Genomic DNA, 23,972 nt, shown 5'->3' on the forward strand with positions numbered 1-23,972 from the left:
CTCTGCCTATTATACACAGCACGCGAGAAAAATGCCGCACATCGCTGCTTATTGCGCTTTAAAGGTGTGTAACCGGCTCGTTGCCTTGGTCAGGCCATCTTTGAATAAAATCTCGGTACAACGTGCCGCTTCGTCAATTGCTTCATCAATTAACTTCTGTTCTGAAACAGGCGGTTTGCCTAAAACAAATCCGACAACTTTGCTTTTATCACCCGGATGACCAATTCCCACGCGTAAACGATGAAAGTTGGGGTTATTGCCCAACTTGCTGATGATGTCTTTCAGGCCATTATGTCCGCCATGACCGCCACCGAGCTTAAATTTTGCCACGCCAGGCGGCAGGTCTAATTCGTCGTGCGCGACCAAAATTTCATCGGGATTGATACGATAAAAACTGGCCATCGCACCCACGGCCTTGCCGCTGAGATTCATAAATGTGGTCGGTACCAGCAAACGGACATCTTCCCCTTCGAGCGTTACTCTGGAGGTGTAGCCGAAGAATTTCGGCTCATCACGTAGGGGCGCGCGTAATCTCTCTGCCAGTAAATCGACATACCATGCGCCTGCGTTGTGTCGCGTTGCCGCATACTCTGCGCCGGGGTTCGCCAGGCCGACAATCAATTTAATCGTCACGTGTTTTGTCCTGAGTGTTTCCATAAACGACGTGTAGTTTACTGTCTGATGCTGCTCTTGACAAAAAACTGCGTTCTAATCGCCAAAAACTGAATAATTGCACAAATGGACTATTAGAAATTGAGTATGTTCAGTAGCTTATTTGTAAAGTTTTGTTGCGCGAGTGTTTGTAATTGTGATCGCTCCCGCACTTGCGAACGGCAGTGTTGTCTATACTTTACACATAAGGATTAGGGGTATTCCCTGTAGCAACCCAAAGTTCCGGAGGTGACACATGAAACGCAAAAACGCTTCGTTACTCGGTAACGTGCTCATGGCTTTAGGGTTGGTGGTGATGGTGGGGGGTGTTGGTTACTCTATTTTAAACCAATTGCCGCAATTTAATCTGCCACAGTTTTTCGCACATGGTGCCGTGCTCAGTATTTTTGTAGGTGGTGTTCTGTGGTTGGCGGGAGCCAGAGTAGGCGGGCACGAGCAAATCAGTGACCGTTACTGGTGGGTACGCCATTATGACAAACGCTGTCGTCGCGGCGATACCACTCATCGTCATAACTAAATCGTTTCCCGGCAGAGAGGGCTGCGGTTTGAATACAAAGTCCTGGTTGAAAAACCAGGACTCTGCTTGTTCATTATCCTTGCATAGAACGCACTTTTATATTCGCTACGGAATATAAGAAACGTTATTCGAATAACCGATAATGTAACGTTTTAACCGCGCTATCCGCGTCTTCAGCGGGCAACAGGAAACACAGGTTGTCATTTGACGCGCCGTGGCAAATCATTCGCACCGTATGCCCTTCAAGCCAGGCAAAAACGTCTTTGCAAACACCCGCCGCCTGAGTCAGCCGATTCCCCACCAAAGTCACTAATGCCAGTCCGGTTTCCACTTCCACACGACAGTGGGAGGACAATGCGGTAAACAATGCGCTGGTCAGTATATGATCTTCACCTGAGGTTGCGTGAGTCGCGTCCAGCGCCAGCGCAATACTGTTCTCTGAGGTTGTAACCAAATCCACCGTGACCGCGTGGCGAGCTAAAATGGCGAAGGACTGCGCCAGGAAAGAACCTGACGGTTGTGTCTCCAGACTATGCAATCGCAACAGCGTCTGTTTACGGCGCACGGCAAGCGCACGATAGCGAGGTGGGTTGTCGGTGGTGGTATGCACCAGCGTACCACCGGCAGCAGTATCCTTACTTGAGCCAACAAACACCGGAATGCTTTTGCGCATTGCCGGAAGCAGCGTAGCCGGGTGGAGGACCTTCGCACCGAAGGCGGCCATATCGCTGGCCTCGGAAAATGAGATGTGGTCAATCCGTTTGGCCCGCGGCGCAATGCGCGGATCGGTGGTGTAGATCCCTGCGACATCGGTCCAGATGTCCACGCGTGCGGCGTGAAGCGCCTCACCGAGAAGAGTCGCCGTGTAATCACTACCACCGCGTCCCAGCGTAGTGGTATGCCCTGCGGCATCCCGGCCGATAAACCCCTGGGTCACCATAATCGCTTGCTCAAGACGAGGGCGCAGGTGAGTCTCCACCAGGTGGTGCAAGGTACCGAGTTCGGGTTCGGCGCAGCCGAAACTGGAGTTGGTACGCATCACGCTGCGGGCGTCAAACCACCCGGCCTCGGCATGCCGTTCACGTAAGACTTCAGTAAACAGTAAAGAGGACATCAGCTCGCCGTGACTGACCAATTCATCGCTTAGCGCATCAGACGGTGAAACGGTCGCCGTTTGTGCAAGATGGCGGATGTTGTTGAGAAGATTATCGATTTCCGTGCTGATAACGGACGGCTGCTTCAGGCGGGAAATAATGTTGTATTGGATGGCGCGTAAGGTCTCAAGCTTATCTAATTGTTGATGCGTTTCCAGACCTTCAGAAAGCTCGACCAGTAAGTTTGTAACGCCTGCTGAAGCAGACAGTACGACTAAACGGACATCTTGATCAGCAAGGACAATGCTGGCGCTTCGGTTCATCGCATCAAAATCAGCGACGCTGGTGCCGCCAAATTTGGCAACGACGGATGGTGGATAAATGCGAGTCATAACAATCTCATATCAGGGCGCCATAAAAGTATGGCTAGAAAATTTTCATTCTCGGCATAAGGGGAAACGGTGTTCGCCTTACGAAATGTCCGCCCGCGAACATTTCTGCTGACAACCCAGGGAATTCCTGTTGTCGAAAACGCGTGTCGCCTGTACGCGTTACCGGGTGCTGCGCATTAATTTTATTTACATAGCCTGCAAATAAGCGCGCCATACTAAGTGATTTATATTTAGGGATCGACTTTTTTATTCGATTTATCGACAAATAAGTGAAAAATCATGTCGTAACAAGAAAACGCGTACATTATTAATGGTAAAAACGTGTAAAAAAATAATAAAAACATGAAAATCACATGGTTTTTATAACATCGTATGCGTTGCAATTGGCTACGGTAATTGTTAATTAAATAGATATATTTCTTTAGGATTTCGTAATGAAGGGTGGCTGTTACACTTTGAATTATAAAGAAAAAACACCCGCTAAATGTGTTGAAAAATAAATGATTGAGTCCAGGGCTAAAACAACATATATTAGCCGCGCTTTTTTACAGGTAACCCTTATAACCATTTATTCAATCAGGCGTTAATCTACACCTGGTTGTAGGAGTGATATGATGACGGATAAAGTCCGTATTGATACTTTAAGTGCTAATTCATTACCACAGAGCAATGATACCTTTTTAGCAAGACAGGCTGAGTTTGAATCTAATGTCCGCAGCTATCCACGTAAACTGCCATTAGCGATTGCTAAAGCGCAGGGCGTCTGGATTACTGACGTAGAAAATAATCAATATCTTGATTGCCTGGCAGGTGCCGGAACCCTGGCGCTTGGTCATAATCATCCTGAAGTGCTGCAGAGCATTCAAAGTGTCATCACAAGCGGCTTACCGTTACATACGCTTGACCTTACCACACCGTTAAAAGATGAATTCTCATCGTATTTACTTTCTTTATTACCGGGCCAGGGCAAAGAGTATTGCCTGCAGTTCACCGGGCCGTCCGGTGCCGATGCCGTTGAAGCGGCGCTGAAGCTGGCGAAGAAAGTTACCGGCCGTTCCAGCATCATCAGCTTCTCCGGTGGCTACCACGGGATGACCCACGGCGCGCTGTCCGTGACCGGCAACCTGTCGCCGAAAGAAGCCGTCAGCAACATGATGGCGGAAGTGCAGTTTATGCCGTATCCGCATCAGTACCGTTGCCCGCTGGGTATCGGCGGCGACGCTGGCGTCAAAGCATTGACCTACTACTTCGAAAACCTGATCAACGACGTTGAGAGCGGCGTGCGTAAACCGGCTGCCGTGATCCTCGAAGCGGTGCAGGGCGAAGGCGGGGTAAACCCGGCTCCGATCGAGTGGCTGCAGCGTATTCGTAAAGTGACCCAGGAACACGGCATTCTGCTGATTATCGATGAAGTTCAGGCAGGCTTCGCGCGCACGGGTAAACTGTTCGCCTTCGAACACGCCGGTATTGAGCCGGATATCATCGTGATGTCCAAAGCGGTTGGCGGCGGTCTGCCACTGGCTGTACTGGGTATTAAAAAGCAGTTCGATGCGTGGGCTCCGGGCCATCACACTGGCACCTTCCGCGGCAACCAACTGGCGATGGCGACCGGTCTGACAACGCTGAAAATTCTCAAAGACGACAAGATTGCCGATAAAGTTGCTGCCCAGGGCGAGTGGCTGAAAGGCAAACTGACTGACCTGCAGAAACGTTACCCGGTTATCGGCCAGGTACGTGGTCTGGGCCTGATGATTGGTCTGGAAATCGTTAAGCCGAACGAAGCGCAGGATCACATGGGCTGCTACCCGGCTGATGGCGAGCTTTCCGCGCTGCTGCAGAAAAAATGTTTCGAAAACGGCCTGATTCTTGAGCGTGGCGGCCGTAACGGTTGCGTACTGCGTCTGCTGCCGTCTCTGTTGATCACCAACGCAGAGCTGGAGATTTTCCTCGATAAATTCGAAAATGCCCTGCTGGGCGCTGGCGTGAAGCCGGTTTAAACGGAGTTGGATCGAATGTCAGACGTAAATCCGATTCTGTCCGGCTCGGCACAAAGCATTGCTGCCTACCAGGACGCTATCGAGCAGAGTACGCAAGCGGTCGTTGAATGGTTGAAGCAACCTGAGATGTATCAGGGCAAAACCGTTGAGCAACTGCGCGAACGTATCAACCTGAATTTTACGTCTCAGGGCCTGGGCAACCAGGCCGCTATTGAGCGTGCGGTTGAATACTTTCTGAAAGACAGCTTGTTGGTTCACCATGCGCAGTGCGTGGCGCACCTGCACTGCCCGAGCCTGGTGATTAGCCAGGCGGCAGAAGTGCTGATCAACGCCACCAACCAGAGTATGGACTCCTGGGATCAGAGCCCGTCGGCGACCATCATTGAGATCAAACTGATCGAATGGTTGCGTGAGCAGGTGGGCTATGCGGCAGGCGACGCGGGGGTGTTCACCAGCGGCGGCACCCAGAGCAACCTGATGGGCCTGATGCTGGCGCGCGACGCCTTCTTTGCCCGCCAGGGGCATTCCATTCAGCAGAATGGTCTGACCGGCGACCTGAGCAAAATCAAAGTATTTTGCTCTGAAAGCGCGCACTTCTCTGTGCAGAAGAACATGGCGCTGATGGGGCTGGGTTACCGTTCCGTCACCCAGGTGAAGACCGATGCGTTCTCACGCATGGATCTGGCTGACCTGAAAGACAAGCTGGCCCAGGCGAAAGCCAACGGCGAACAGGTGATGGCGATTGTCGCCACTGCTGGTACTACCGATGCGGGCGCAATCGATCCGTTAGCGGACATTGCGGCGCTGGCGGCAGAACACCAGATCTGGATGCATGTGGATGCAGCATGGGGCGGGGCGTTACTGCTTTCTGAGCAGTATCGTCACTTCCTGAACGGCCTTGAACTGGCGGATTCCGTGACGCTGGACTTCCACAAACAGTTCTTCCAGACCATCAGCTGCGGCGCGTTCCTGCTGAAAGACGCGCGCCACTACGAGCTGATGCGTTACCAGGCGGCGTATCTGAACTCTGATTTCGATGAAGAGGCGGGCGTACCGAATCTGGTGTCGAAATCGCTGCAGACCACGCGCCGTTTTGACGCGCTGAAGCTGTGGATGGGGCTCGAAGCGCTGGGCAAAAAGCAGTATGCCGAAATCATTGATAACGGCGTAACGCTGGCGCGTGATGTGGCTGCGTTTGTGAAAACTCAGCCACACCTGGAACTGGTGATGGAGCCGCAGCTGGCAAGCGTGCTGTTCCGTTTCCGTCCGCACAGTGACGACATGGCGTTCGTTGCGCTGTTAAACCAGCGTATTGGCGACGTTCTGCTGGCTTCTGGTAGCGCCAACGTTGGCGTGACCGAAGCGGATGGCGTAACCTGCCTGAAGCTGACGCTGCTGAACCCAACGGTGTGTCTGGAGGATGTCAAAGTCCTGCTGGCAAGCGTGAAAGCGACAGCTGAGCAACTGCTGAACGCGTAAGCAATAAGCTGGTTATAAAAATGGCTCCCACACACGGGAGCCATTTTTTTGCCTGTCATTTGTAGTCCGGCGGCGCTTCGCCTGGCTGGGCTACACGTCAGCTGATATCTGCCAGCGCGGCGTCTTTATTCGGGAAGAACGTCAGGCGTCTGGCAATCGGCTGAATGCCCGCGCGCGCCATGGTACGTAACGGCTGGAATTCCAGATTACTGATCCGCAGTTCACACCCTTCCGGGAGGCGTTTTACAAAACGCTGGAAAGCGTCCAGACCACCGGCATCCAGTACCGGGACCGCGTCCCACTTCAAGACCACAATACGTTTACCTGCAATACGCGATTCGAGATCGGTAAATAATCCCTCCGCAGCGGCAAAGAAAAGTGGGCCAATAACGCGCAGCACCAGCACATCGTCAGGTACGTCTACGTTGACCGGCGCCAGACGCGTCATGCGCGCGATACGACGCATAAACAGCAGGGAGGCGAGAACGATACCGACGCTGATGGCGATCACCATGTCGAATAGCACCGTCAGCGACATACACATAAGCATGACAATGATGTCGTCTTTTGGCGCATGACGCAGCAGATCCACCACTTTATGCGCTTCACTCATGTTCCATGCCACCATTAGCAGCAGGGCGGCCATGGCGGAAAGCGGTAACCAGGAAAGCAGCGGCGCAAGCACCAGCAGGGCGAGGATCACCAGAATCGCGTGGATGACCGCTGAAATTGGTGAGGTCGCCCCGGCGCGGACGTTTGCCGCAGAACGGGCAATTGCCGCCGTGGCGGTGATACCACCGAAGAACGGTGCCACGATGTTACCCAGGCCCTGGCCAATCAGCTCACTGTTGGCTTTATGCTTGGTGCCGGTCATCCCATCGAGCACGACGGCGCACAGTAGAGATTCAATCGCCCCGAGCATCGCCATGGAGAAGGCGGCCGGTAACAGCGCCTGTAACGAACTCCAGCTCAGGGTAAAGTTTGACTCCGGCATGTCCCACGGTAATACCAGTTGCGGCAGCAACTGCGGGATGCCATTACCCTGCGAGCCATCAGCCAGAATGTAGTGGAACTGAGAACCGATGGTGGCGACATGGCCACCGGTCAGGTTCACAATCCCCATTACCGCACAGCCTGCCAGCAGCGCAGGAAGGTGGCCCGGCAGTCGGATCCCCAGACGCGGCCAGAAAATCAGGATCCCCAGCGTCACCACGCCAATTGCGGCATCGCCAACGTTGAGGGTTGGCAGGGCCATAAACAGCGCGCCGACCTTTTGCAGGTAGTGCTCCGGGACATGGGCCATTTGCAGACCGAGAAAATCTTTAATCTGCATGGTACCGATGGTGATACCAATACCCGATGTAAAACCTAACGTAACGGATACCGGGATATATTCGATCAGGCGACCAAAACGGGCGAGGCCGAAAAGGATCAGGAATATCCCGGACATTAGCGTTGCGACCAGCAGGCCTGCCAGCCCAAACTGTTGCGACACCGGATACAGAATCACCACGAAGGCGGCAGTTGGGCCAGATACGCTAAAACGTGAACCCCCGGTAAGGGCGATAACAATCCCAGCCACGGCTGAGGTATACAAGCCGTACTGCGGTGCCACGCCACTGCCTATTGCCAGGGCCATCGCCAGCGGAATGGCAATGATCCCAACGGTTATCCCGGCGATCAGGTCGCGGGTAAAGCGAGAAGCGGTATATTTTTCTTTCCAACAAGCGTCGATGAGGGCGCGGAAAGGCATCACATGTGAGGAAAATAATCTGTTCACAATAATGTTTCATCCATGAGCGCATCATCTGTCAACTAAATGGCAGGTGAAGGAGGCATAAGTCATACAAATAGATGTTGCAGATAAAAAAACCCGCCGCAGCGGGTTTTTGAGCCGGGCTCGATTAATGCTCGAACATAGCAGAGATGGATTCTTCGTTGCTGATACGACGAATCGCTTCGGCCAGCATACCCGACAGGGTCAATGTACGCACGTTTGGCAGTGCTTTGATTTCGTCAGTCAGTGGAATAGTGTCACAGACAACGACTTCATCAATCACTGAATTGCGCAGGTTGTTTGCCGCATTACCTGAGAAGATCGGGTGGGTAGCGTAAGCAAATACGCGTTTTGCACCACGTTCTTTCAGTGCTTCTGCTGCTTTACACAGCGTACCGCCGGTATCGATCATATCATCAACCAGCACGCAGTCACGACCTGCAACGTCACCAATAATGTGCATCACCTGAGAAACGTTCGCGCGCGGGCGTCGTTTGTCGATGATAGCCATGTCGGTATCGTTCAGCAGTTTAGCGATAGCGCGGGCACGCACGACGCCACCGATGTCCGGAGAAACCACAATCGGGTTGTCCAGATTCAGCTGCAGCATGTCTTCTAACAGGATCGGGCTACCGAATACGTTATCAACCGGTACGTCAAAGAAGCCCTGGATCTGTTCAGCATGCAGGTCAACGGTGAGGACGCGGTCAACGCCAACGCTGGACAGGAAATCAGCGACGACTTTAGCAGTAATCGGTACACGAGCGGAACGTACGCGACGATCCTGACGTGCATAGCCGAAGTAAGGAATAACGGCGGTGATACGGCCTGCGGAAGCACGGCGCAGCGCATCAACCATAACGACCAATTCCATCAGGTTGTCGTTAGTAGGGGCACAAGTGGACTGGATGATGAAAATATCACCACCGCGTACATTTTCATTAATTTGTACGCTGACTTCGCCGTCGCTAAAGCGACCTACAGCGGCGTCGCCGAGTGAAGTGTACAGGCGGTTGGCAATACGTTGTGCTAGTTCCGGGGTGGCGTTACCAGCAAAAAGCTTCATATCAGGCACGAGAAGAACCTCAGGCATGCGTCCATTGGTGGAAAGAATCTGCCGAAAACTGTGCGGGCCAGGCAGTATCCTCTCCATGCGGTGTATTAAAGAGCGCGATGCAACGTCTGGAACAGGGTGACGTTGTCACCGCAACTCAGCTTGCCCGGCTTACTCGTCATCTTTCACGTTTCATGTGTGCTGGCATATTTCGCCATCTTCCTGAAACCCGAATGATTTAGAGTAGCGCTCTGTGCAATGGGGAGAGGTTGACACCTTTCGCCACAAAGCCTTTGAGCCATTCCGGGGCTTGCTCAAGCGCCTGGCGAGCACGAGACTCAGTGTCAAATTCAGCAAAGACACAAGCCCCTGTACCAGTCAGGCGCGACGGCGCGTATTCTAACAGCCAGGAAAGCGCCGCATCAACCTCGCGAAAACGTTTTCTTGCGATAACCTCGCAATCATTGCTGAATTCACATTTTAGTAACGTTTTTATTGACCTTTTTGGCGTGTTGCGCGGGAGGTCGGGATCTTTAAAAATCACCGGCGTCGGAATACTGACTCCCGGGTGGGCGACCAGATACCATTTTTCCTCTGGCTCGACCGGCGTCAGAATTTCACCTACGCCTTCGGCAAAGGCCGCATGGCCGCGCACGAATACGGGAACGTCCGCCCCCAGCGTTAAGCCGAGTCCTGCCAGTTCATCAACCGAAAGTCCGCACTGCCAGAGGTGATTCAGCGCCACCAGGACGGTAGCTGCATTAGACGAACCTCCGCCAAGACCGCCGCCCATCGGTAGGCGTTTTTCGATACTGATATCGACGCCGCTCCCTTTGGGAAGGCGATCGCTTTCAGACGCCGCCTTCATCAGCAAGCGCGCCGCACGGACAATGAGATTGTCTTCATGTGCAACGCCTTCCACCGGCGTTAACAGGCGGATTTCTCCGTCGCTACGCAGTGCAATACCTATCGTGTCGCCATAATCAAGAAACTGGAATAGCGTCTGCAAGGTGTGATAACCGTCCGCACGCTGCCCGGTGATGTATAAAAACAGATTCAGTTTTGCCGGAGAGGGCCAGTGGGTCATCATTTCACAATCCAGTTATCCATTTTCAGCTTAATACGCTGATCGCCGTCGGACAGTTCCATGTTTGCCGGCATCGCAGGCTTAATTTTGCTGTCGTAGGCGCTATAGACCACTTTCCAGTTTTTACCGTCTTTGCTGTAGTTCACTTCACTCAGACGATACTGGTCGTCGAGTTTGTAATCGCTGGCGTCTCCCGGCAGGCCAAGGATCCACTGGCGCAGGCTATTCAATGGAATAGGCATGCCGGTCAGCTTACCAATCATCTCTTCGGCGTCGTCAGCGGTGTAGTGCTTGCCTTTGTTATCGACAAGTTCGACGTTGCCCGGCTGGGCATTGAGTTCCAGTTCAGTGCTGCCCAGGGGATTGGTCAGCAGGAGACGGTAGCGATCCTGTCCGGTTTGTTGCCAGAAAAAGCGGGCATAGACTTTCTGTTGATCGGAAATATACGCAAACGCACCGCGCGTCTGATATTGGTTCAGGGCGCGTACTTCCTGCTGGTGCTGGCGCCACTGTGGAGAGTCAGGGCTTTTGCCGGGACCTTTCGGCGCGTTGAGCGTACAGGCGGTAAGAGCCAGGGCCGCCAACGGCAGCAGGCGAATCAGGCGAAAATCAGGCAGGGTCATAATGATGACAAATCCTTGAGATACGTTGCAGTTATAACTCTTAATGCTAGCGCCGCCATCATACATCGTCTACGTTCAAGTTATCTTAAATCGCTCAAATTTGTGCACTAAGCTATTACTCCAAAAGGGGGCAGTCTCTTTTATTGACCGCACGCATCCTGTATGATGCACCCAGTCTAACCTTATCAACGCTGGTACTATTCCCGCACACATGACCCTTTTAGCGCTTGGTATTAACCATAAAACGGCACCTGTATCGCTGCGAGAACGCGTAACGTTTTCGCCGGATACGCTCGATCAGGCGCTGGACAGCCTGCTTGCGCAGCCAATGGTGCAGGGCGGGGTGGTGCTGTCGACGTGTAACCGTACGGAACTGTATCTCAGCGTTGAAGAGCAGGATAACCTGCAAGAAGCGCTGGTTCGCTGGCTGTGCGATTACCATAATCTTAATGAAGAAGACTTGCGCAATAGCCTGTACTGGCACCAGGACAACGACGCCGTCAGTCATTTGATGCGTGTTGCCAGCGGTCTGGATTCGCTGGTGCTTGGTGAACCGCAGATTCTGGGGCAGGTGAAAAAAGCTTTTGCGGATTCGCAAAAAGGTCACCTGAACGCCAGTGCGCTGGAACGCATGTTCCAGAAATCATTCTCTGTCGCTAAACGTGTACGAACAGAAACAGACATCGGTGCCAGCGCCGTGTCCGTAGCTTTTGCCGCCTGTACGCTGGCGCGGCAGATATTTGAATCGCTCTCCACGGTGACCGTGCTGTTAGTGGGCGCAGGCGAAACCATTGAGCTGGTGGCGCGACACCTGCGTGAGCATCAAGTGAAGAAGATGATCATCGCCAACCGTACCCGCGAGCGGGCGCAAGTGCTGGCGGATGAAGTCGGCGCCGAAGTGATTTCGCTGAGTGATATAGACGCGCGTTTACAGGATGCCGATATTATTATCAGTTCTACCGCCAGCCCGCTGCCGATTATCGGCAAAGGAATGGTGGAGCGCGCGCTTAAAAATCGCCGTAATCAACCTATGCTGCTGGTGGATATCGCCGTACCGCGCGATGTCGAGCCGGAAGTGGGTAAGTTGTCCAACGCCTATCTGTACAGCGTTGACGACCTGCAAAGCATCATTTCGCATAACCTGGCCCAGCGCAAAGCGGCGGCCGTGGAAGCCGAAACCATTGTGGCGCAGGAAACCAGCGAATTTATGGCCTGGCTACGCGCTCAGGGCGCAAGTGAAACTATCCGCGAGTATCGCAGTCAGTCAGAACAGATTCGTGATGAACTGACTGCCAAAGCGTTGGCCGCTCTTCAACAGGGTGGTGATGCGCAAGCCATTATGCAGGATCTGGCCTGGAAACTGACCAACCGCTTGATCCATGCACCAACCAAATCACTTCAACAGGCTGCCCGTGACGGGGATAGTGAACGCCTGAATATTCTGCGCGACAGCCTCGGGCTGGAGTAGCAGCACACCAATCTTATTTTTTACAGGGTGCATTTACGCCTATGAAGCCTTCTATCGTTGCCAAACTGGAAGCCCTGCATGAACGCCATGAAGAAGTTCAGGCGCTGCTCGGGGATGCGGGTACTATCGCAGACCAGGAACGCTTTCGTGCACTGTCGCGCGAATATGCGCAATTAAGCGATGTATCTCGCTGTTTTACGGACTGGCAACAGGTTCAGGAAGATATCGAGACGGCTCAGATGATGCTCGACGATCCTGAAATGCGTGAAATGGCGCAGGATGAACTGCGTGAAGCAAAAGATAAATGCGAGCAGCTGGAGCAACATCTGCAGGTTCTGCTGTTGCCTAAAGATCCTGATGACGAACGTAACGCCTTCCTCGAAGTGCGTGCGGGAACCGGTGGTGATGAGGCCGCGCTGTTTGCCGGCGATCTGTTCCGCATGTACAGCCGTTACGCTGAATCGCGTCGCTGGCGGGTAGAGATCATGAGCGCCAGCGAAGGCGAACATGGCGGGTTTAAAGAAGTCATTGCTAAAATTAGCGGCGAAGGCGTGTACGGTCGACTGAAATTTGAGTCCGGTGGGCATCGTGTGCAGCGCGTACCTGCGACGGAGTCACAGGGCCGTATTCACACTTCTGCCTGTACGGTCGCGGTCATGCCGGAACTGCCGGATGCCGAACTGCCGGACATCAACCCGGCCGATCTGCGTATTGATACCTTCCGCTCATCAGGCGCAGGGGGGCAGCACGTTAACACCACCGACTCCGCAATCCGTATTACCCACTTGCCGACCGGTATCGTAGTGGAATGCCAGGACGAACGTTCGCAGCATAAAAACAAAGCGAAAGCGATGTCGGTGCTGGGGGCGCGAATTCGTGCCGCCGAAGTGGCAAGACGTCAACAGGCAGAAGCCTCTGAGCGTCGCAATCTGTTGGGCAGTGGCGATCGCAGCGATCGCAACCGTACCTATAACTTCCCGCAGGGTCGCGTGACCGATCACCGCATTAACCTGACGCTCTACCGTCTGGATGAAACGATGGAAGGCAAACTGGATATGCTCATTGAGCCAATTGTCCAGGAATACCAGGCCGACCAACTGGCGGCGTTGTCCGAGCAGGATTAATGGATTATCAGCACTGGCTGCGTGAAGCGATAAGCCAATTACAGGCAAGTGAAAGCCCGCGCCGTGACGCCGAGATTTTGCTCGAGTTTGTTACCGGTAAGGGACGCACCTTTATTTTGGCTTTCGGTGAAACGGTGTTAACCGAGGCGCAGCGTCAACAGCTCGACACATTACTGGAGCGCCGTCAGCGGGGTGAGCCGGTGGCGCATTTAACCGGCGTGCGGGAGTTCTGGTCGCTGCCGCTGTTTGTGTCTCCGGCTACGCTTATCCCTCGTCCGGATACTGAGTGTCTGGTGGAACAGGCGCTGGCTCGCCTGCCGGCGTCAGCGTGCCGCATTCTCGATTTGGGAACCGGCACGGGCGCCATTGCGCTGGCACTGGCAACCGAACGTCCGGATTGCGCGGTAACGGCGGTTGACCGCATGCCGGATGCTGTTGCGCTGGCCACTCGCAACAAACAGCATCTGGGCATCGACAATGTTTGCGTGCTGCAAAGCAACTGGTTCAGCGCTTTGCAGGGACAGCAGTTTGACATGATTGTCAGTAATCCGCCGTATATCGACGAACAGGATCCGCACCTGGCGCAAGGCGATGTACGCTTTGAACCTTTGTCGGCACTGGTGGCGGGCGATCGGGGACTGGCGGATATTGTGCATATCATTGACCAGTCTCAGCGCGTGTTAACGCCCGGCGGCTATCTGTTGCTGGAACATGGCTGGCAGCAGGGGCAGGCCGTCCGGGACGTCTTTACTCGTGCGGGTTACCAGGCGGTTGAAACCTGCCGTGATTATGGCGGCAACGAGCGAATTACGCTTGGACGCATCCCATCATGAGTACCTTCAGTGTGTTACTCAACATTCATCTCATCAGTATTGCGCTTTCTGTTGGCTTGCTGGCGCTGCGTTTTTGGTGGCGTTACACCGACTCGCGTCTTGCCTGCGCACGCTGGACGCGCATTGTACCACCGGTTGTGGATACCGTTTTATTACTCAGCGGCGTGGCGCTAATGGTTAAAGCGCACATCCTGCCATTCACTGAGCACGGGACATGGCTGACTGAAAAGCTGTTTGGGGTTATCATTTACATCGTTTTGGGTTTTATTGCGCTCGATTATCGTCGGGCGCGCAGTCAGCAGGCGCGATTAGTCGCATTTCCGCTGGCGCTGGTGGTGCTGTACATCATCATTAAACTCGCCACCACAAAAATACCGTTACTGGGGTAAGCATGAGGTCGTTAGCTGATTTCGAATTTAATAAAGCGCCATTGTGTGATGGGATGATCCTGGCGTCGGAGTCTATCCGTCTGGATTTTCCAACACAAACTGTCTACGACGAACTGGAACGTCTGGTCAGTCTGGCGCAAGAAGAAATTAGCCAGCTCCTGTCTCAGGATGAGCAACTGGAAAAACTGCTGGCACTTTTTTACGGCGAATGGGGATTTACGGATACCCACGGCGTCTATCGTCTTTCTGATGCACTCTGGCTTGACCAGGTACTGAAAAATCGGCAGGGCAGCGCCGTGTCTCTGGGGGCGATCTTATTGTGGATTGCCAACAGACTGGAGCTGCCGCTGGTACCGGTGATTTTCCCGACGCAACTGATCCTTCGTATTGAGTCGCTCGATGGTGAAATGTGGCTAATCAATCCATTCAATGGCGAAACGTTAAATGAGCACACGCTGGAAGTGTGGTTGAAGGGGAACATCAGCCCGGTCGCGGAGCTGTTTAACGAAGACCTGGATGAGGCGGATAACGCGGAAGTGATCCGCAAACTGCTCGACACGCTGAAATCATCACTGATGGAAGAGCGGCAAATGGAGCTGGCGCTGCGTGCCAGTGAAGCACTATTGCAGTTTAATCCTGAAGATCCGTATGAAATTCGCGATCGTGGTTTAATATACGCGCAACTCGAGTGCGAACATGTTGCGCTGACAGATTTAAGTTATTTCGTTGAACAGTGTCCGGAAGACCCGATCAGCGAAATGATTCGTGCGCAAATTAATACTATTTCGCACAAACAAATTGTATTGCATTGATTAATCACACTTTACCTACCGTTTAAGGCGATCCTATGAAACAAAAAGTGGTTAGCATTGGCGACATCAACGTGGCAAATGACCTGCCGTTCGTGCTGTTTGGCGGAATGAACGTGCTGGAATCCCGCGATCTGGCGATGCGCATTTGTGAGCACTACGTAACCGTTACTCAAAAGCTGGGTATCCCTTACGTGTTTAAAGCCTCCTTTGATAAAGCCAACCGTTCTTCCATCCACTCTTACCGTGGACCGGGCCTTGAAGAAGGGATGAAAATCTTCCAGGAACTGAAACAGACTTTTGGCGTAAAAGTGATCACCGACGTTCACGAAGCCAGCCAGGCACAGCCTGTTGCTGATGTGGTGGATGTGATTCAGCTTCCGGCATTCCTTGCTCGTCAGACCGATCTGGTGGAAGCAATGGCGAAAACCGGTGCCGTTATCAACGTGAAGAAACCGCAGTTCATCAGCCCGGCTCAGATGGGCAACATCGTGGATAAATTCCATGAAGGCGGCAACGATAAGGTTATTCTGTGCGACCGTGGTGCGAACTTTGGTTATGACAACCTGGTTGTGGACATGCTGGGCTTCAGCGTGATGAAGAAAGTCTCCGGCAACTCACCGGTGATTTTTGACGTTACCCATGCGCTGCAGTGCCGCGATCCGTTTGGCGCAGCAAGCGGCGGTCGTCGTGCGCAGGTTACCGAACTGGCGCGTGCCGGTATGGCGGTTGGTCTGGCAGGTCTGTTTATTGAAGCGCATCCGGATCCAGCCAATGCGAAATGCGATGGTCCATCCGCGCTGCCGCTGGCGAAGCTGGAACAGTTCCTGACGCAGATTAAAGCGATTGATGACCTGGTGAAAAGCTTCGACGAGCTGGATACCGAGAACTAAGAGAATGTGACAGGCCGGAATTTCCCTCCGGCCTGCTATTTGAAAAGGGTATAAAGGTCGCCGTCAGGCACCAGACGCGCCATCGATTGTGTTATATCGACAGAAAAGAAAACGGCCCTGAAGAGGACCGTGAGGTACGTCTAAAATAATAATCAGGCAAATATTGTCATCAGATAGGCGATAAACAGTGCCAGATGCGCTGCACCGTTAAGCACATTGGTGCGTCCGGTGGAGAAAGAGATCTGACACAGAACCAGTGATGAAACCATCACAATCATCTCTGGCGCCCCCAGCGCAAACATCAAATCATTCCCGGTTGCCCATGCAATCAGCGTCACCACCGGTACGGTCAGCGAAATTGTGGCTAATACCGAACCGAAGAATAAATTCATTGCCCGCTGTACCTGATTGCTCAGAACCGCTTTCAGTGCGCCCAGTCCTTCAGGCGAGAGGATCAGTAACGCGACCAGGAAACCCGTAAATGCGACTGGCGCATTCAGTTCAGTCAGCAAGGTCTCAAGCGGGCTGGCGTTCATCTTGGTCACGGCGATAACAGCGATCAGATGAATGATAAGCCAGGCGGCGTGCCACAGATTGCTGTGCGCAGACGGCTTACCGTGATGCGGGTCATCGTCGTCACCCTCGTCTTCATGCTCGTAAATGAACAGACTTTGGTGCGTTTTAGTTTGAATCAGCAAAAATACGCCGTACATCGCCGCAGAAATTAACGCCACCAACAGCGCCTGCGCGGTAGTGAAATTTGCCCCCGGCAACGCCATCGGGAATACCAGTACAATAATGGCCAGTGGGAACAGGGCGATTAAATACTGCTTAATACCAAATAGGTTCATATACTGAGTGGCAAATTTACGGCCACCTAATAGTAATGAAAAACCGACCAGCCCCCCGGTTACGATCATAATGATTGAATACAGCGTATCGCGCATGAGCGTAGGTGCGGCATCGCCGGTTGCCATTAATGCGGATATTAAGCTGACTTCAAGAATAACAACGGACAAACTGAGGATCAGCGACCCGTAGGGTTCGCCAAGTCGATGGGCTAATACGTCCGCATGACGGACAACGCTGAATGCGCTGCTTAATATACCAATAAGGGCCAGCGCATTAATACCGATGACCACTGGTAGTGACTGACTGCTCCCCCAGAAGAACAGTACTACCAGCGCCAAAATCGGGAAGACGAGAGAGGTCTCCTTGTGGCGGGTTTTTACCGCCTCATGTGCTTGTGTCATTGAATTAATTCTCCATCTCTGCAGGTATTTATAATTATAAAAAGTATTAAAGAATGTAAAAAATAACAGAAAACGTGGTTTTATAGGTGACATTTTACGAAATTTTACTACATCACCTGTTTTCCCTCTTAAAGCGGCCAAAAACCAATTTCTTGTTTATAGACTGTTTAATTAACAGAAGGTTAGGTAAAGAAAATTTCTAAAAATGTCCATTATTGGCGTCTCGCTGCATTGTTAACCACACTTAAGGTTTAGCCTAAAAAGAGGAGTTCACAATGCCCTATAAATCTAAAAGCGACCTGCCTGACAGCGTGCAGCACGTTCTGCCAGCCCATGCTCAGGACATTTATAAAGAAGCTTTCAACAGCGCCTGGGAACAGTATAAAGACAAATCTGACCGCCGTGACGATGCCACCCGAGAAGAGACTGCACATAAGGTGGCGTGGGCCGCGGTTAAAAATGATTACCAAAAAGGTGATGATGGTAAATGGCATAAAAAGACGTAACAGTATCAATTATAATGCCTTTATAAACTCGCTTGCATCAGGCGTTAGCGAATCGTGCTACGCCGCGCGGTTACTGGCTTGCAAGCGAGCGGTGAATTGCCTATTGTCCAGCTATTGGTTTCAAAATGAGCAGTAAAAAAGCCCGGAAGGCGTCAAAAAAGTTGTCGCAGGGAAGCAGCAGTGGCGGAGGTGTAAGGTGTTAACGCGTGATTTTTTATTGAATGCCGACTGTAAGACGGCATTTGGTGCTATTGAAGAATCACTACTCTGGTCAGCGGAACAACGTGCAGCCTCACTGGCCGCCACGCTCGCTTGTCGACCAGATGATGGACCGGTGTGGATCTTCGGTTATGGATCGTTGATGTGGAACCCGGCCTTAGAGTTTGAAGAGTCCTGTACCGGCACATTAGTCGGCTGGCACCGTGCATTTTGTCTGCGCCTGACGGCGGGGCGAGGAACGGCGTGTCAGCCAGGCCGCATGCTGGCCCTGAAAGAGGGCGGACGTACCACCGGTGTGGCCTACCGCTTGCCGGACGCGTCGCTGGAACAAGAGCTTTCTCTGTTGTGGAAGCGAGAAATGATCACCGGATGCTATCTGCCGACCTGGTGCCAGCTGGCGCTTGATGACGGCCGTACGGTGAACGCGCTGGTGTTTATTATGGATCCGCGCCATCCGCTGTTTGAGTCAGACACGCGCGCGCAGGTGATCGCGCCGCTTATCGCCGCGGCCAGCGGACCTTTAGGCACCAATGCCCAGTATCTGTTCTCACTGGAACAAGAGCTGGTCAAGCTGGGGATGCAGGATGATTGTCTTAATGATCTGGTGATCACGGTCAAACGATTGTTGGGAGAGAACCTGCCAGAAGGCGTTATGCGGCCAGGGTTTGCCTGAACCCGGCGTGGAATTGTATGCCCGAAAGCCAGGCGCTTTTCGGGCATGTCACGCTTAGGCTGCAATATAACTTATCGAATGCTCAAGCGACTGACTGTGGCTGTCGATCAGCACGTTCCAGACGCCGGTATAGGGCACGGTCAACCATGCGTTATCACGATCCTGCACGCTTAAGATGTCGGACTGCGTGTCTTTGACGTGATTTTTTTCGCTCATCAGATGGATGTGACAGCGCTCGGAACAGCGCACAACCACCGTATCGCCACCAAATAACTTTAAACTTGCCTTCACTAATGCCATTTTTCACCCCGTTCTTGAAAACAACGTACTTTCTGTCGAAAGTGCTGCGTGATGTTGTTCACATTTCACTCATTGCATAACACCAAAGGGGGAGCAACAGGATGCTGATTTTGATCAAAAAATGGCATAACGATTAAACAAAAGTGACAAAACACCTCAAAAGGGTTGAACGGGCGTGCTAACGTTCAACGAAACCGCGCCCATCAAATATTAAATCCGGAAATTATCGACACTTTCAGTGCGCTTGCCTGAAAACGGTATATCAGAAGGTCAACACTTTATCTGCAGCCAGCGTCCATTGAGCCAGTTCTACCAGCGTGCCGACGGCCACTCCGTCAATTAACGGCAGCGCCGTGATCCCACGACCATCGGTGCAGGTTTTGCATAGTTTTACCGGAACATTTTGCGCTGTCAGGATCTCCAGCATTTGCTGAATATTGTAGCCTTCCGCGGGTTTCTGACCACGTAATCCTGCGGTTACGGCATCAGACATTAAAAACAGACGCAGGTCGAGAGCGGCTTCTTGTTCGCGCAGGGCGATAGCCAGACGCAGGCTGTTAAATAACGATTCGCTTCCATAAGCCGCTCCGTTCGCGACGATCACTATCTTTTGCATTTTTACTCCTGTTACTGCATGTGAGCGTTAATAACCGACACGTATGTTACACCTATTTCTCAATGCCAGGATAATGCCGAAAAAAGGGGGAGGGGCTGAAAATCAACGCTGAAAACGTTATGGTTTAAGATAAGTATGCCACTGTGGCTAATTGATGTAAGAAACCACTAACGATTTGAGCCGTATTATCTGTTCTTCTCTTGCTGTATTCGCACTCTTGCCGCTGGCAGGCGGTACTGCTAACGCGCAGTCGTCCTTTGTGCGCCAGGCTGAAAACCCTTTCGATAACAATAGTGATGGCTTGCCCGATCTTGGTATGGCCCCGGAGTCGCGGGCAGGCGAAAAGCATTTTGCCGAAATGGTCAAAGCGTTTGGTGAAGCCAGCATGACTGATAACGGGCTTGATACCGGTGAACAGGCGAAGCAGTTCGCGTTTGGCCAGGTGCGAGATACGGTCAGCGAACAGGTGAATCAGCAACTGGAATCCTGGCTCTCTCCCTGGGGAAACGCCAGCATCGGGTTGCAGGTTGATAACGAAGGCAGTTTTACCGGGAGTCGGGGAAGCTGGTTTGTGCCGTGGCAGGACAATCAACGTTATCTTACCTGGAGCCAGCTAGGAGTGACGCAACAGGACGACGGCTTAGTCAGTAATGCGGGGATTGGGCAACGTTGGGTACGCGACGGTTGGTTACTGGGTTACAACACCTTTTATGACAACTTACTGGATGAAAATCTGCCCCGGGGAGGCCTCGGCGCGGAGGCATGGGGCGAATATTTGCGCTTATCCGCTAACTATTATCAACCGTTGTCTTCCTGGCAGGATCGTTTTGCAACCCAGCAACAACGGATGGCCCGCGGCTACGATCTGACCGCGCAAATGCGGATGCCGTTCTATCAACACCTCAATACCAGCGTCAGCGTGGAACAGTATTTTGGCGACCGGGTGGATCTATTTCATTCGGGAACCGGGTATCACAATCCGGTGGCGGTGAACCTCGGGCTGAGCTATACACCGGTGCCGCTAATCACGGTGACAGCGCAGCATAAGCAGGGTGAAAGCGGCATCAGCCAGAATAACCTCGGCTTAACCCTTAGTTACCGTTTTGGCGTGCCGTTAAAAAAACAGTTGATGGTCAGTGAGGTGGCGAACAGCCGTTCACTGCGCGGCAGTCGTTATGACGATCCGCAGCGTAACAATTTGCCGACGCTGGAGTATCGCCAGCGTAAAACGCTGTCGGTATTTTTGGCCACGCCACCCTGGGATCTCAAACCGGGAGAGACGGTGGCGCTGAAGCTGCAGGTGCGTAGTTTGCATGGGATCCGCCACCTGACGTGGCAGGGCGATACTCAGGCGTTGAGCTTAACGGCTGGCAGCAATAACCGAAGCGCGCAGGGCTGGACGATTATTATGCCGAAGTGGGACAGCAGAGAAGGTGCGACGAACCGCTGGCGGTTGTCTGTGGTGGTAGAAGATGAGCAGGGCCAGCGTGTCTCTTCCAATGAGATCACGCTATCACTGACCGAACCGTTTACTACCGTTTCGGAAAATGATCCTCGTTAACAATGACGCATGCGCGCGTTATCAGAAAATACGTTCCTGGTGCACCCATACCGCGGCTTCAACACGTGATTTGAGCTTCATTTTCTTCAGCATATGCTTCACGTGAACTTTTACCGTGCTTTCGGTGATGTCCAGGCGGCGGGCGATCATCTTGTTAGGCAGGCCCTGGGCGATGAGCTTAAGAATATCGCGTTCGCGCGGCGTCAGTTGGGTAACATCACGGTCGGACGTTGCGCGATTTGCGCGTAGGCTGGCGGCCAGAACCGGCGTTAAGGCTTCGCTCAGCACCATTTCACCGGCAGCCGCTTGCTGCAATGCTTTCAGCAAATCTTCCGGCTCCATATCTTTCAGCAGATAACCGTCGGCACCGCGCTTCAGTGCAGTAACCACGTCTTCTTCATGATTGGATACGCTAAACACGACGATACGGCCTGACAGTGATTTCTCACGCAGCTTGTCGAGTGTTTCCAGACCGTTCATGCCAGGCATGTTGAGATCAAGAAGGATCAGATCGGGATCAAGGGATTCTGCCAGCTCGATACCCTGCTCACCATTGCTGGCTTCGCCGACAACGGTGATATCGGGCGCCATGCTGACAAGCTGTTTTACACCGGTTCGCAGCATCGGATGATCGTCGATCAACAGGATGGTTGCCGGTTCCAGATTACTCATGGGTATCTCCTTGGACTTCTGTGAAGTTTGTTTCGGGAATAAAAGTGACAGCAACTTCAGTACCGCCTGTCTCGCGACGGCGTACACGGCAATCGCCGCGCAAGCTCTGCGCACGGTCGCGCATGATTATCATGCCGTAGTGGTTACTGCGTTCGGCGTTTTCCGGTACGCCGCAGCCGTTATCTTGCACTGTAAGTTTGACCTGCTTACCATTTTGCACCACCGTCACGACTACTTCATCGGCCTGAGAGTGTTTGAGGGCGTTGCTCAGGGCTTCGCGCGCAATTTGTAGCAGGTGAATCGCCTGATGCGAAGGGACCAGACGCGGTGGCAACTGATAATCCAGCTTAACCGTAAAGCCAAAACGCGCGCTGTATTCCTGACAGCTGGCTTCCAGCGCCGGTCTTAATCCAGGTTCCGTCAGCTGTAAACGGAAGGTCGTTAACAGCTCGCGCAGTTGCGCCCAGGAGGCGTTCAACTCGTTACGAATCTGACTGAGCAGCTCGCGGCAGTTATCTGAAAGCGCATCGCCCTGCATCTGCAAACAGCTCACCTGCATCTTCATACAGGAGAGCGATTGTGCAATAGAATCATGAAGTTCGCGCGCAATGGTGGCACGCTCTTCCATCACGATCAACTGCTGCTGACGCTCCTGATGCCTGTCGAGTGCAAGCGTTGCGGTCAGTTGCTCAACCAGGGTATCAACCAGTTGCTGCTGATCGTGGCTGAGATGGCGTCCGTACGGCAAAGTCGCGAGCAGGATACCATACTGGGTATGGGCATCGGTTAGCCGCCATTTCAGCGTGATACCGCCGTCAATGGCGGGTAGCGTACCGCGCGGACACAAATGGCAGCCTTTCTCATCACAGCTGACATTGGACTGGCAGGTAAATTCCTGATGATTATCTTCATCTTCCAGGTCATAGACCCGCAGTTCAATATCATGCAGCAGGGTCAAATTTTGCAGACCGTTCAGTACCGGAGAGAGGCGTTCGCACAACGGCACCTGAGAGTGCAGACGGCGGTTGGCTTGCCACAGGAAAGAGAGGATCTGATTTTTGTGCTCCAGACCCGCCGTTTTCTCCTGTACCCGCTGTTCCAGCACCGCGTAACTTTCGGCCAGTTCTTCCGACATATTATTCAGCGCCGAGCCCAGCGCAGCCATCTCATTACGCCCACTGATATGTGCGCGTTGGGTAAAATCACGTTGACTGACGGCTCGCGCCATCGCCAGCAGTTGTTTCCACGGCTGTAACAGGCGCACGCGCAGCCAGATAATGGTGAAGACCAGCAGCAACGCCATAAATACAGCCATCAGGCGATGCAGCAGAACGACGCGTTCAATGCGTAATTCGGTGGTATGGTCAAAGGCGGTGACCAGCTTATCCAGTCCGCCCACAAAGCGCCTGACATCCTGCGCTACCGCATCAGGCGTTTGCGCATGCGCAAGCCCCGGTGCCAGTTTGGTGTGCCAGTAATCCTGTAAGGCTTTTAATTGCGCCTGTTGTCCGTCACGCTGCGCGGCACGCGTCAATTCCGGGCTAAACGCCGTTTGCTCCATTTCATCCAGTAGTGGTTGATCGTTGGCGTCCAGCGGTATGGCCGCCAGCAGGCGATAGCTTTGCATGCGCAGCGATCCCGCTTTGTTGATTGCATGCGCGCTACCCTGAACGCCCTGAACCAGCCAGCCAGAGACTGCCATACCTGCCACGCCGATGGCAGTAGACAATAAAACAATCAGCGCCACCTGGTTGACCAGCGTAAGCGGGGAAAGACAACGTTTAAACATGGTGACTTGTTCCTTCGGGTTTTCGTAAAACCGAAAACCTTATTGAATGACGATTCTGCTGCAGGCAGTGGCGTTATTCTCGGCGATACACTGGAGTATACCCATACCTCAAACGGGCTACCCCTTAATTGCCGCCAGAGGGAGAGATCCTAAACGAGGGGGAGTAGGGGACGAC

General features: G+C 53.0%; 23 protein-coding genes. 12 read left to right on the forward strand and 11 right to left on the reverse strand.

Annotation, left to right across the window (positions count from 1 at the left end; all coding sequences use genetic code 11):
- Window positions 1-48: 48 nt before the first annotated feature.
- Window positions 49-633: an aminoacyl-tRNA hydrolase gene (gene pth / locus HV314_RS11720; protein ID WP_181548043.1), complete on the reverse strand. Its 585-nt coding sequence runs from the start codon at window positions 631-633 to the stop codon at window positions 49-51.
- A gap of 274 nt (window positions 634-907) precedes the next feature.
- Here pth and ychH point away from each other — a divergent pair, with 274 nt between their 5' ends.
- Entirely contained in the window at window positions 908-1,189 is a 282-nt protein-coding gene (gene ychH / locus HV314_RS11725; RefSeq protein ID WP_016153301.1) for a stress-induced protein YchH, read from the forward strand.
- A 124-nt stretch (window positions 1,190-1,313) separates the two neighbouring features.
- Here the strand turns inward: ychH and lysC are convergent, their stop codons facing one another.
- Window positions 1,314-2,675: a lysine-sensitive aspartokinase 3 gene (gene lysC / locus HV314_RS11730; protein WP_181548044.1), complete on the reverse strand. Its 1,362-nt coding sequence runs from the start codon at window positions 2,673-2,675 to the stop codon at window positions 1,314-1,316.
- 611 nt (window positions 2,676-3,286) lie between these two features.
- On the opposite strand from lysC, the gene HV314_RS11735 reads away from it, so the two are divergent.
- Window positions 3,287-4,672: a diaminobutyrate--2-oxoglutarate transaminase gene (locus HV314_RS11735; protein ID WP_019076946.1), complete on the forward strand. Its 1,386-nt coding sequence runs from the start codon at window positions 3,287-3,289 to the stop codon at window positions 4,670-4,672.
- 15 nt (window positions 4,673-4,687) lie between these two features.
- On the forward strand, window positions 4,688-6,151 hold the full coding sequence (locus HV314_RS11740; RefSeq protein WP_016156743.1) for a pyridoxal phosphate-dependent decarboxylase family protein: 1,464 nt from the start codon (window positions 4,688-4,690) through the stop codon (window positions 6,149-6,151).
- A gap of 97 nt (window positions 6,152-6,248) precedes the next feature.
- On the opposite strand, the gene dauA is transcribed toward HV314_RS11740, so the two are convergent.
- From dauA to lolB, 4 genes are all read right to left on the reverse strand, one after another.
- Entirely contained in the window at window positions 6,249-7,904 is a 1,656-nt protein-coding gene (gene dauA, locus HV314_RS11745; protein ID WP_239006877.1) for a C4-dicarboxylic acid transporter DauA, read from the reverse strand.
- Window positions 7,905-8,055: 151 nt separating this feature from the next.
- Window positions 8,056-9,003, reverse strand: a complete 948-nt coding sequence (prs, locus tag HV314_RS11750; protein ID WP_001518537.1) for a ribose-phosphate diphosphokinase — start codon at window positions 9,001-9,003, stop codon at window positions 8,056-8,058.
- 217 nt (window positions 9,004-9,220) lie between these two features.
- Window positions 9,221-10,072 carry a 4-(cytidine 5'-diphospho)-2-C-methyl-D-erythritol kinase gene (gene ispE, locus HV314_RS11755; protein WP_181548046.1) on the reverse strand — a complete coding sequence of 284 codons (852 nt, stop codon included), beginning with the start codon at window positions 10,070-10,072 and terminating at the stop codon, window positions 9,221-9,223.
- Window positions 10,069-10,692, reverse strand: coding sequence for a lipoprotein insertase outer membrane protein LolB (gene lolB / locus HV314_RS11760; RefSeq protein WP_047358971.1), 624 nt, complete (start codon window positions 10,690-10,692; stop codon window positions 10,069-10,071). Before lolB ends, ispE begins: the two co-directional genes overlap by 4 nt.
- A gap of 211 nt (window positions 10,693-10,903) precedes the next feature.
- Here lolB and hemA point away from each other — a divergent pair, with 211 nt between their 5' ends.
- The 6 genes from hemA to kdsA are packed head-to-tail and all read left to right on the forward strand — an operon-like array spanning window position 10,904 to window position 16,208.
- A complete protein-coding gene (gene hemA / locus HV314_RS11765; protein ID WP_016153294.1) occupies window positions 10,904-12,160 on the forward strand; it encodes a glutamyl-tRNA reductase in 1,257 nt (418 codons plus the stop codon).
- Between the two features lie 41 nt (window positions 12,161-12,201).
- The gene (gene prfA / locus HV314_RS11770; protein WP_095715909.1) at window positions 12,202-13,284 is read left to right on the forward strand and encodes a peptide chain release factor 1; all 1,083 of its coding nucleotides are present in this window, start codon (window positions 12,202-12,204) and stop codon (window positions 13,282-13,284) included.
- Complete coding sequence (gene prmC, locus HV314_RS11775; RefSeq protein WP_016156740.1) at window positions 13,284-14,117, forward strand: peptide chain release factor N(5)-glutamine methyltransferase; 834 nt, start codon at window positions 13,284-13,286, stop codon at window positions 14,115-14,117. Before prfA ends, prmC begins: the two co-directional genes overlap by 1 nt.
- Window positions 14,114-14,506 (forward strand): invasion regulator SirB2, encoded by a 393-nt coding sequence (gene sirB2 / locus HV314_RS11780; protein ID WP_103283772.1) that lies wholly within the window; start codon window positions 14,114-14,116, stop codon window positions 14,504-14,506. Before prmC ends, sirB2 begins: the two co-directional genes overlap by 4 nt.
- Window positions 14,507-14,508: 2 nt before the next feature.
- Window positions 14,509-15,318 carry an invasion regulator SirB1 gene (gene sirB1 / locus HV314_RS11785; protein ID WP_003020775.1) on the forward strand — a complete coding sequence of 270 codons (810 nt, stop codon included), beginning with the start codon at window positions 14,509-14,511 and terminating at the stop codon, window positions 15,316-15,318.
- A 35-nt stretch (window positions 15,319-15,353) separates the two neighbouring features.
- On the forward strand, window positions 15,354-16,208 hold the full coding sequence (kdsA, locus tag HV314_RS11790; RefSeq protein ID WP_016156739.1) for a 3-deoxy-8-phosphooctulonate synthase: 855 nt from the start codon (window positions 15,354-15,356) through the stop codon (window positions 16,206-16,208).
- Window positions 16,209-16,360: 152 nt separating this feature from the next.
- On the opposite strand, the gene chaA is transcribed toward kdsA, so the two are convergent.
- Window positions 16,361-17,461 carry a sodium-potassium/proton antiporter ChaA gene (chaA, locus tag HV314_RS11795; RefSeq protein WP_016153289.1) on the reverse strand — a complete coding sequence of 367 codons (1,101 nt, stop codon included), beginning with the start codon at window positions 17,459-17,461 and terminating at the stop codon, window positions 16,361-16,363.
- A gap of 275 nt (window positions 17,462-17,736) precedes the next feature.
- On the opposite strand from chaA, the gene chaB reads away from it, so the two are divergent.
- Together chaB and HV314_RS11805 are read left to right on the forward strand one after the other, a co-directional pair.
- Entirely contained in the window at window positions 17,737-17,967 is a 231-nt protein-coding gene (gene chaB / locus HV314_RS11800; protein ID WP_016153288.1) for a putative cation transport regulator ChaB, read from the forward strand.
- A gap of 196 nt (window positions 17,968-18,163) precedes the next feature.
- Window positions 18,164-18,859, forward strand: a complete 696-nt coding sequence (locus HV314_RS11805; protein WP_016156738.1) for a gamma-glutamylcyclotransferase — start codon at window positions 18,164-18,166, stop codon at window positions 18,857-18,859.
- Between the two features lie 54 nt (window positions 18,860-18,913).
- Here the strand turns inward: HV314_RS11805 and HV314_RS11810 are convergent, their stop codons facing one another.
- Window positions 18,914-19,159 (reverse strand): DUF1883 domain-containing protein, encoded by a 246-nt coding sequence (locus tag HV314_RS11810; RefSeq protein ID WP_003833405.1) that lies wholly within the window; start codon window positions 19,157-19,159, stop codon window positions 18,914-18,916.
- Window positions 19,160-19,421: 262 nt separating this feature from the next.
- Window positions 19,422-19,775 (reverse strand): DsrE/DsrF/TusD sulfur relay family protein, encoded by a 354-nt coding sequence (locus tag HV314_RS11815; RefSeq protein ID WP_049042858.1) that lies wholly within the window; start codon window positions 19,773-19,775, stop codon window positions 19,422-19,424.
- A gap of 175 nt (window positions 19,776-19,950) precedes the next feature.
- Between HV314_RS11815 and HV314_RS11820 the strand changes: the two genes are divergently transcribed.
- Window positions 19,951-21,336, forward strand: coding sequence for a YchO/YchP family invasin (locus tag HV314_RS11820; protein WP_181548047.1), 1,386 nt, complete (start codon window positions 19,951-19,953; stop codon window positions 21,334-21,336).
- Window positions 21,337-21,357: 21 nt separating this feature from the next.
- Here HV314_RS11820 and narL read toward each other — a convergent pair whose 3' ends face one another.
- Complete coding sequence (gene narL, locus HV314_RS11825) at window positions 21,358-22,008, reverse strand: two-component system response regulator NarL (RefSeq protein WP_003020756.1); 651 nt, start codon at window positions 22,006-22,008, stop codon at window positions 21,358-21,360.
- The gene (gene narX / locus HV314_RS11830; RefSeq protein ID WP_016156734.1) at window positions 22,001-23,797 is read right to left on the reverse strand and encodes a nitrate/nitrite two-component system sensor histidine kinase NarX; all 1,797 of its coding nucleotides are present in this window, start codon (window positions 23,795-23,797) and stop codon (window positions 22,001-22,003) included. The genes narL and narX overlap by 8 nt, the downstream gene beginning before the upstream one ends.
- Window positions 23,798-23,972 lie beyond the last annotated feature (175 nt).

Source organism: Citrobacter sp. RHBSTW-00887 (genome assembly GCF_013728095.1).
GTDB lineage: Bacteria > Pseudomonadota > Gammaproteobacteria > Enterobacterales > Enterobacteriaceae > Citrobacter > Citrobacter braakii.

Coding starts and splice junctions, on each gene's coding strand:
- ychH (WP_016153301.1), top strand. CDS start 908: ATGAAACGCAAAAACGCTTCGTTACTCGGTAACGTGCTCATGGCTTTA.
- lysC (WP_181548044.1), bottom strand. CDS start 2,675: ATGACTCGCATTTATCCACCATCCGTCGTTGCCAAATTTGGCGGCACC.
- HV314_RS11735 (WP_019076946.1), top strand. CDS start 3,287: ATGATGACGGATAAAGTCCGTATTGATACTTTAAGTGCTAATTCATTA.
- HV314_RS11740 (WP_016156743.1), top strand. CDS start 4,688: ATGTCAGACGTAAATCCGATTCTGTCCGGCTCGGCACAAAGCATTGCT.
- dauA (WP_239006877.1), bottom strand. CDS start 7,904: ATGCCTTTCCGCGCCCTCATCGACGCTTGTTGGAAAGAAAAATATACC.
- ispE (WP_181548046.1), bottom strand. CDS start 10,072: ATGATGACCCACTGGCCCTCTCCGGCAAAACTGAATCTGTTTTTATAC.
- lolB (WP_047358971.1), bottom strand. CDS start 10,692: ATGACCCTGCCTGATTTTCGCCTGATTCGCCTGCTGCCGTTGGCGGCC.
- hemA (WP_016153294.1), top strand. CDS start 10,904: ATGACCCTTTTAGCGCTTGGTATTAACCATAAAACGGCACCTGTATCG.
- prfA (WP_095715909.1), top strand. CDS start 12,202: ATGAAGCCTTCTATCGTTGCCAAACTGGAAGCCCTGCATGAACGCCAT.
- prmC (WP_016156740.1), top strand. CDS start 13,284: ATGGATTATCAGCACTGGCTGCGTGAAGCGATAAGCCAATTACAGGCA.
- sirB2 (WP_103283772.1), top strand. CDS start 14,114: ATGAGTACCTTCAGTGTGTTACTCAACATTCATCTCATCAGTATTGCG.
- sirB1 (WP_003020775.1), top strand. CDS start 14,509: ATGAGGTCGTTAGCTGATTTCGAATTTAATAAAGCGCCATTGTGTGAT.
- kdsA (WP_016156739.1), top strand. CDS start 15,354: ATGAAACAAAAAGTGGTTAGCATTGGCGACATCAACGTGGCAAATGAC.
- chaA (WP_016153289.1), bottom strand. CDS start 17,461: ATGACACAAGCACATGAGGCGGTAAAAACCCGCCACAAGGAGACCTCT.
- chaB (WP_016153288.1), top strand. CDS start 17,737: ATGCCCTATAAATCTAAAAGCGACCTGCCTGACAGCGTGCAGCACGTT.
- HV314_RS11810 (WP_003833405.1), bottom strand. CDS start 19,159: ATGGCATTAGTGAAGGCAAGTTTAAAGTTATTTGGTGGCGATACGGTG.
- HV314_RS11815 (WP_049042858.1), bottom strand. CDS start 19,775: ATGCAAAAGATAGTGATCGTCGCGAACGGAGCGGCTTATGGAAGCGAA.
- narL (WP_003020756.1), bottom strand. CDS start 22,008: ATGAGTAATCTGGAACCGGCAACCATCCTGTTGATCGACGATCATCCG.
- narX (WP_016156734.1), bottom strand. CDS start 23,797: ATGTTTAAACGTTGTCTTTCCCCGCTTACGCTGGTCAACCAGGTGGCG.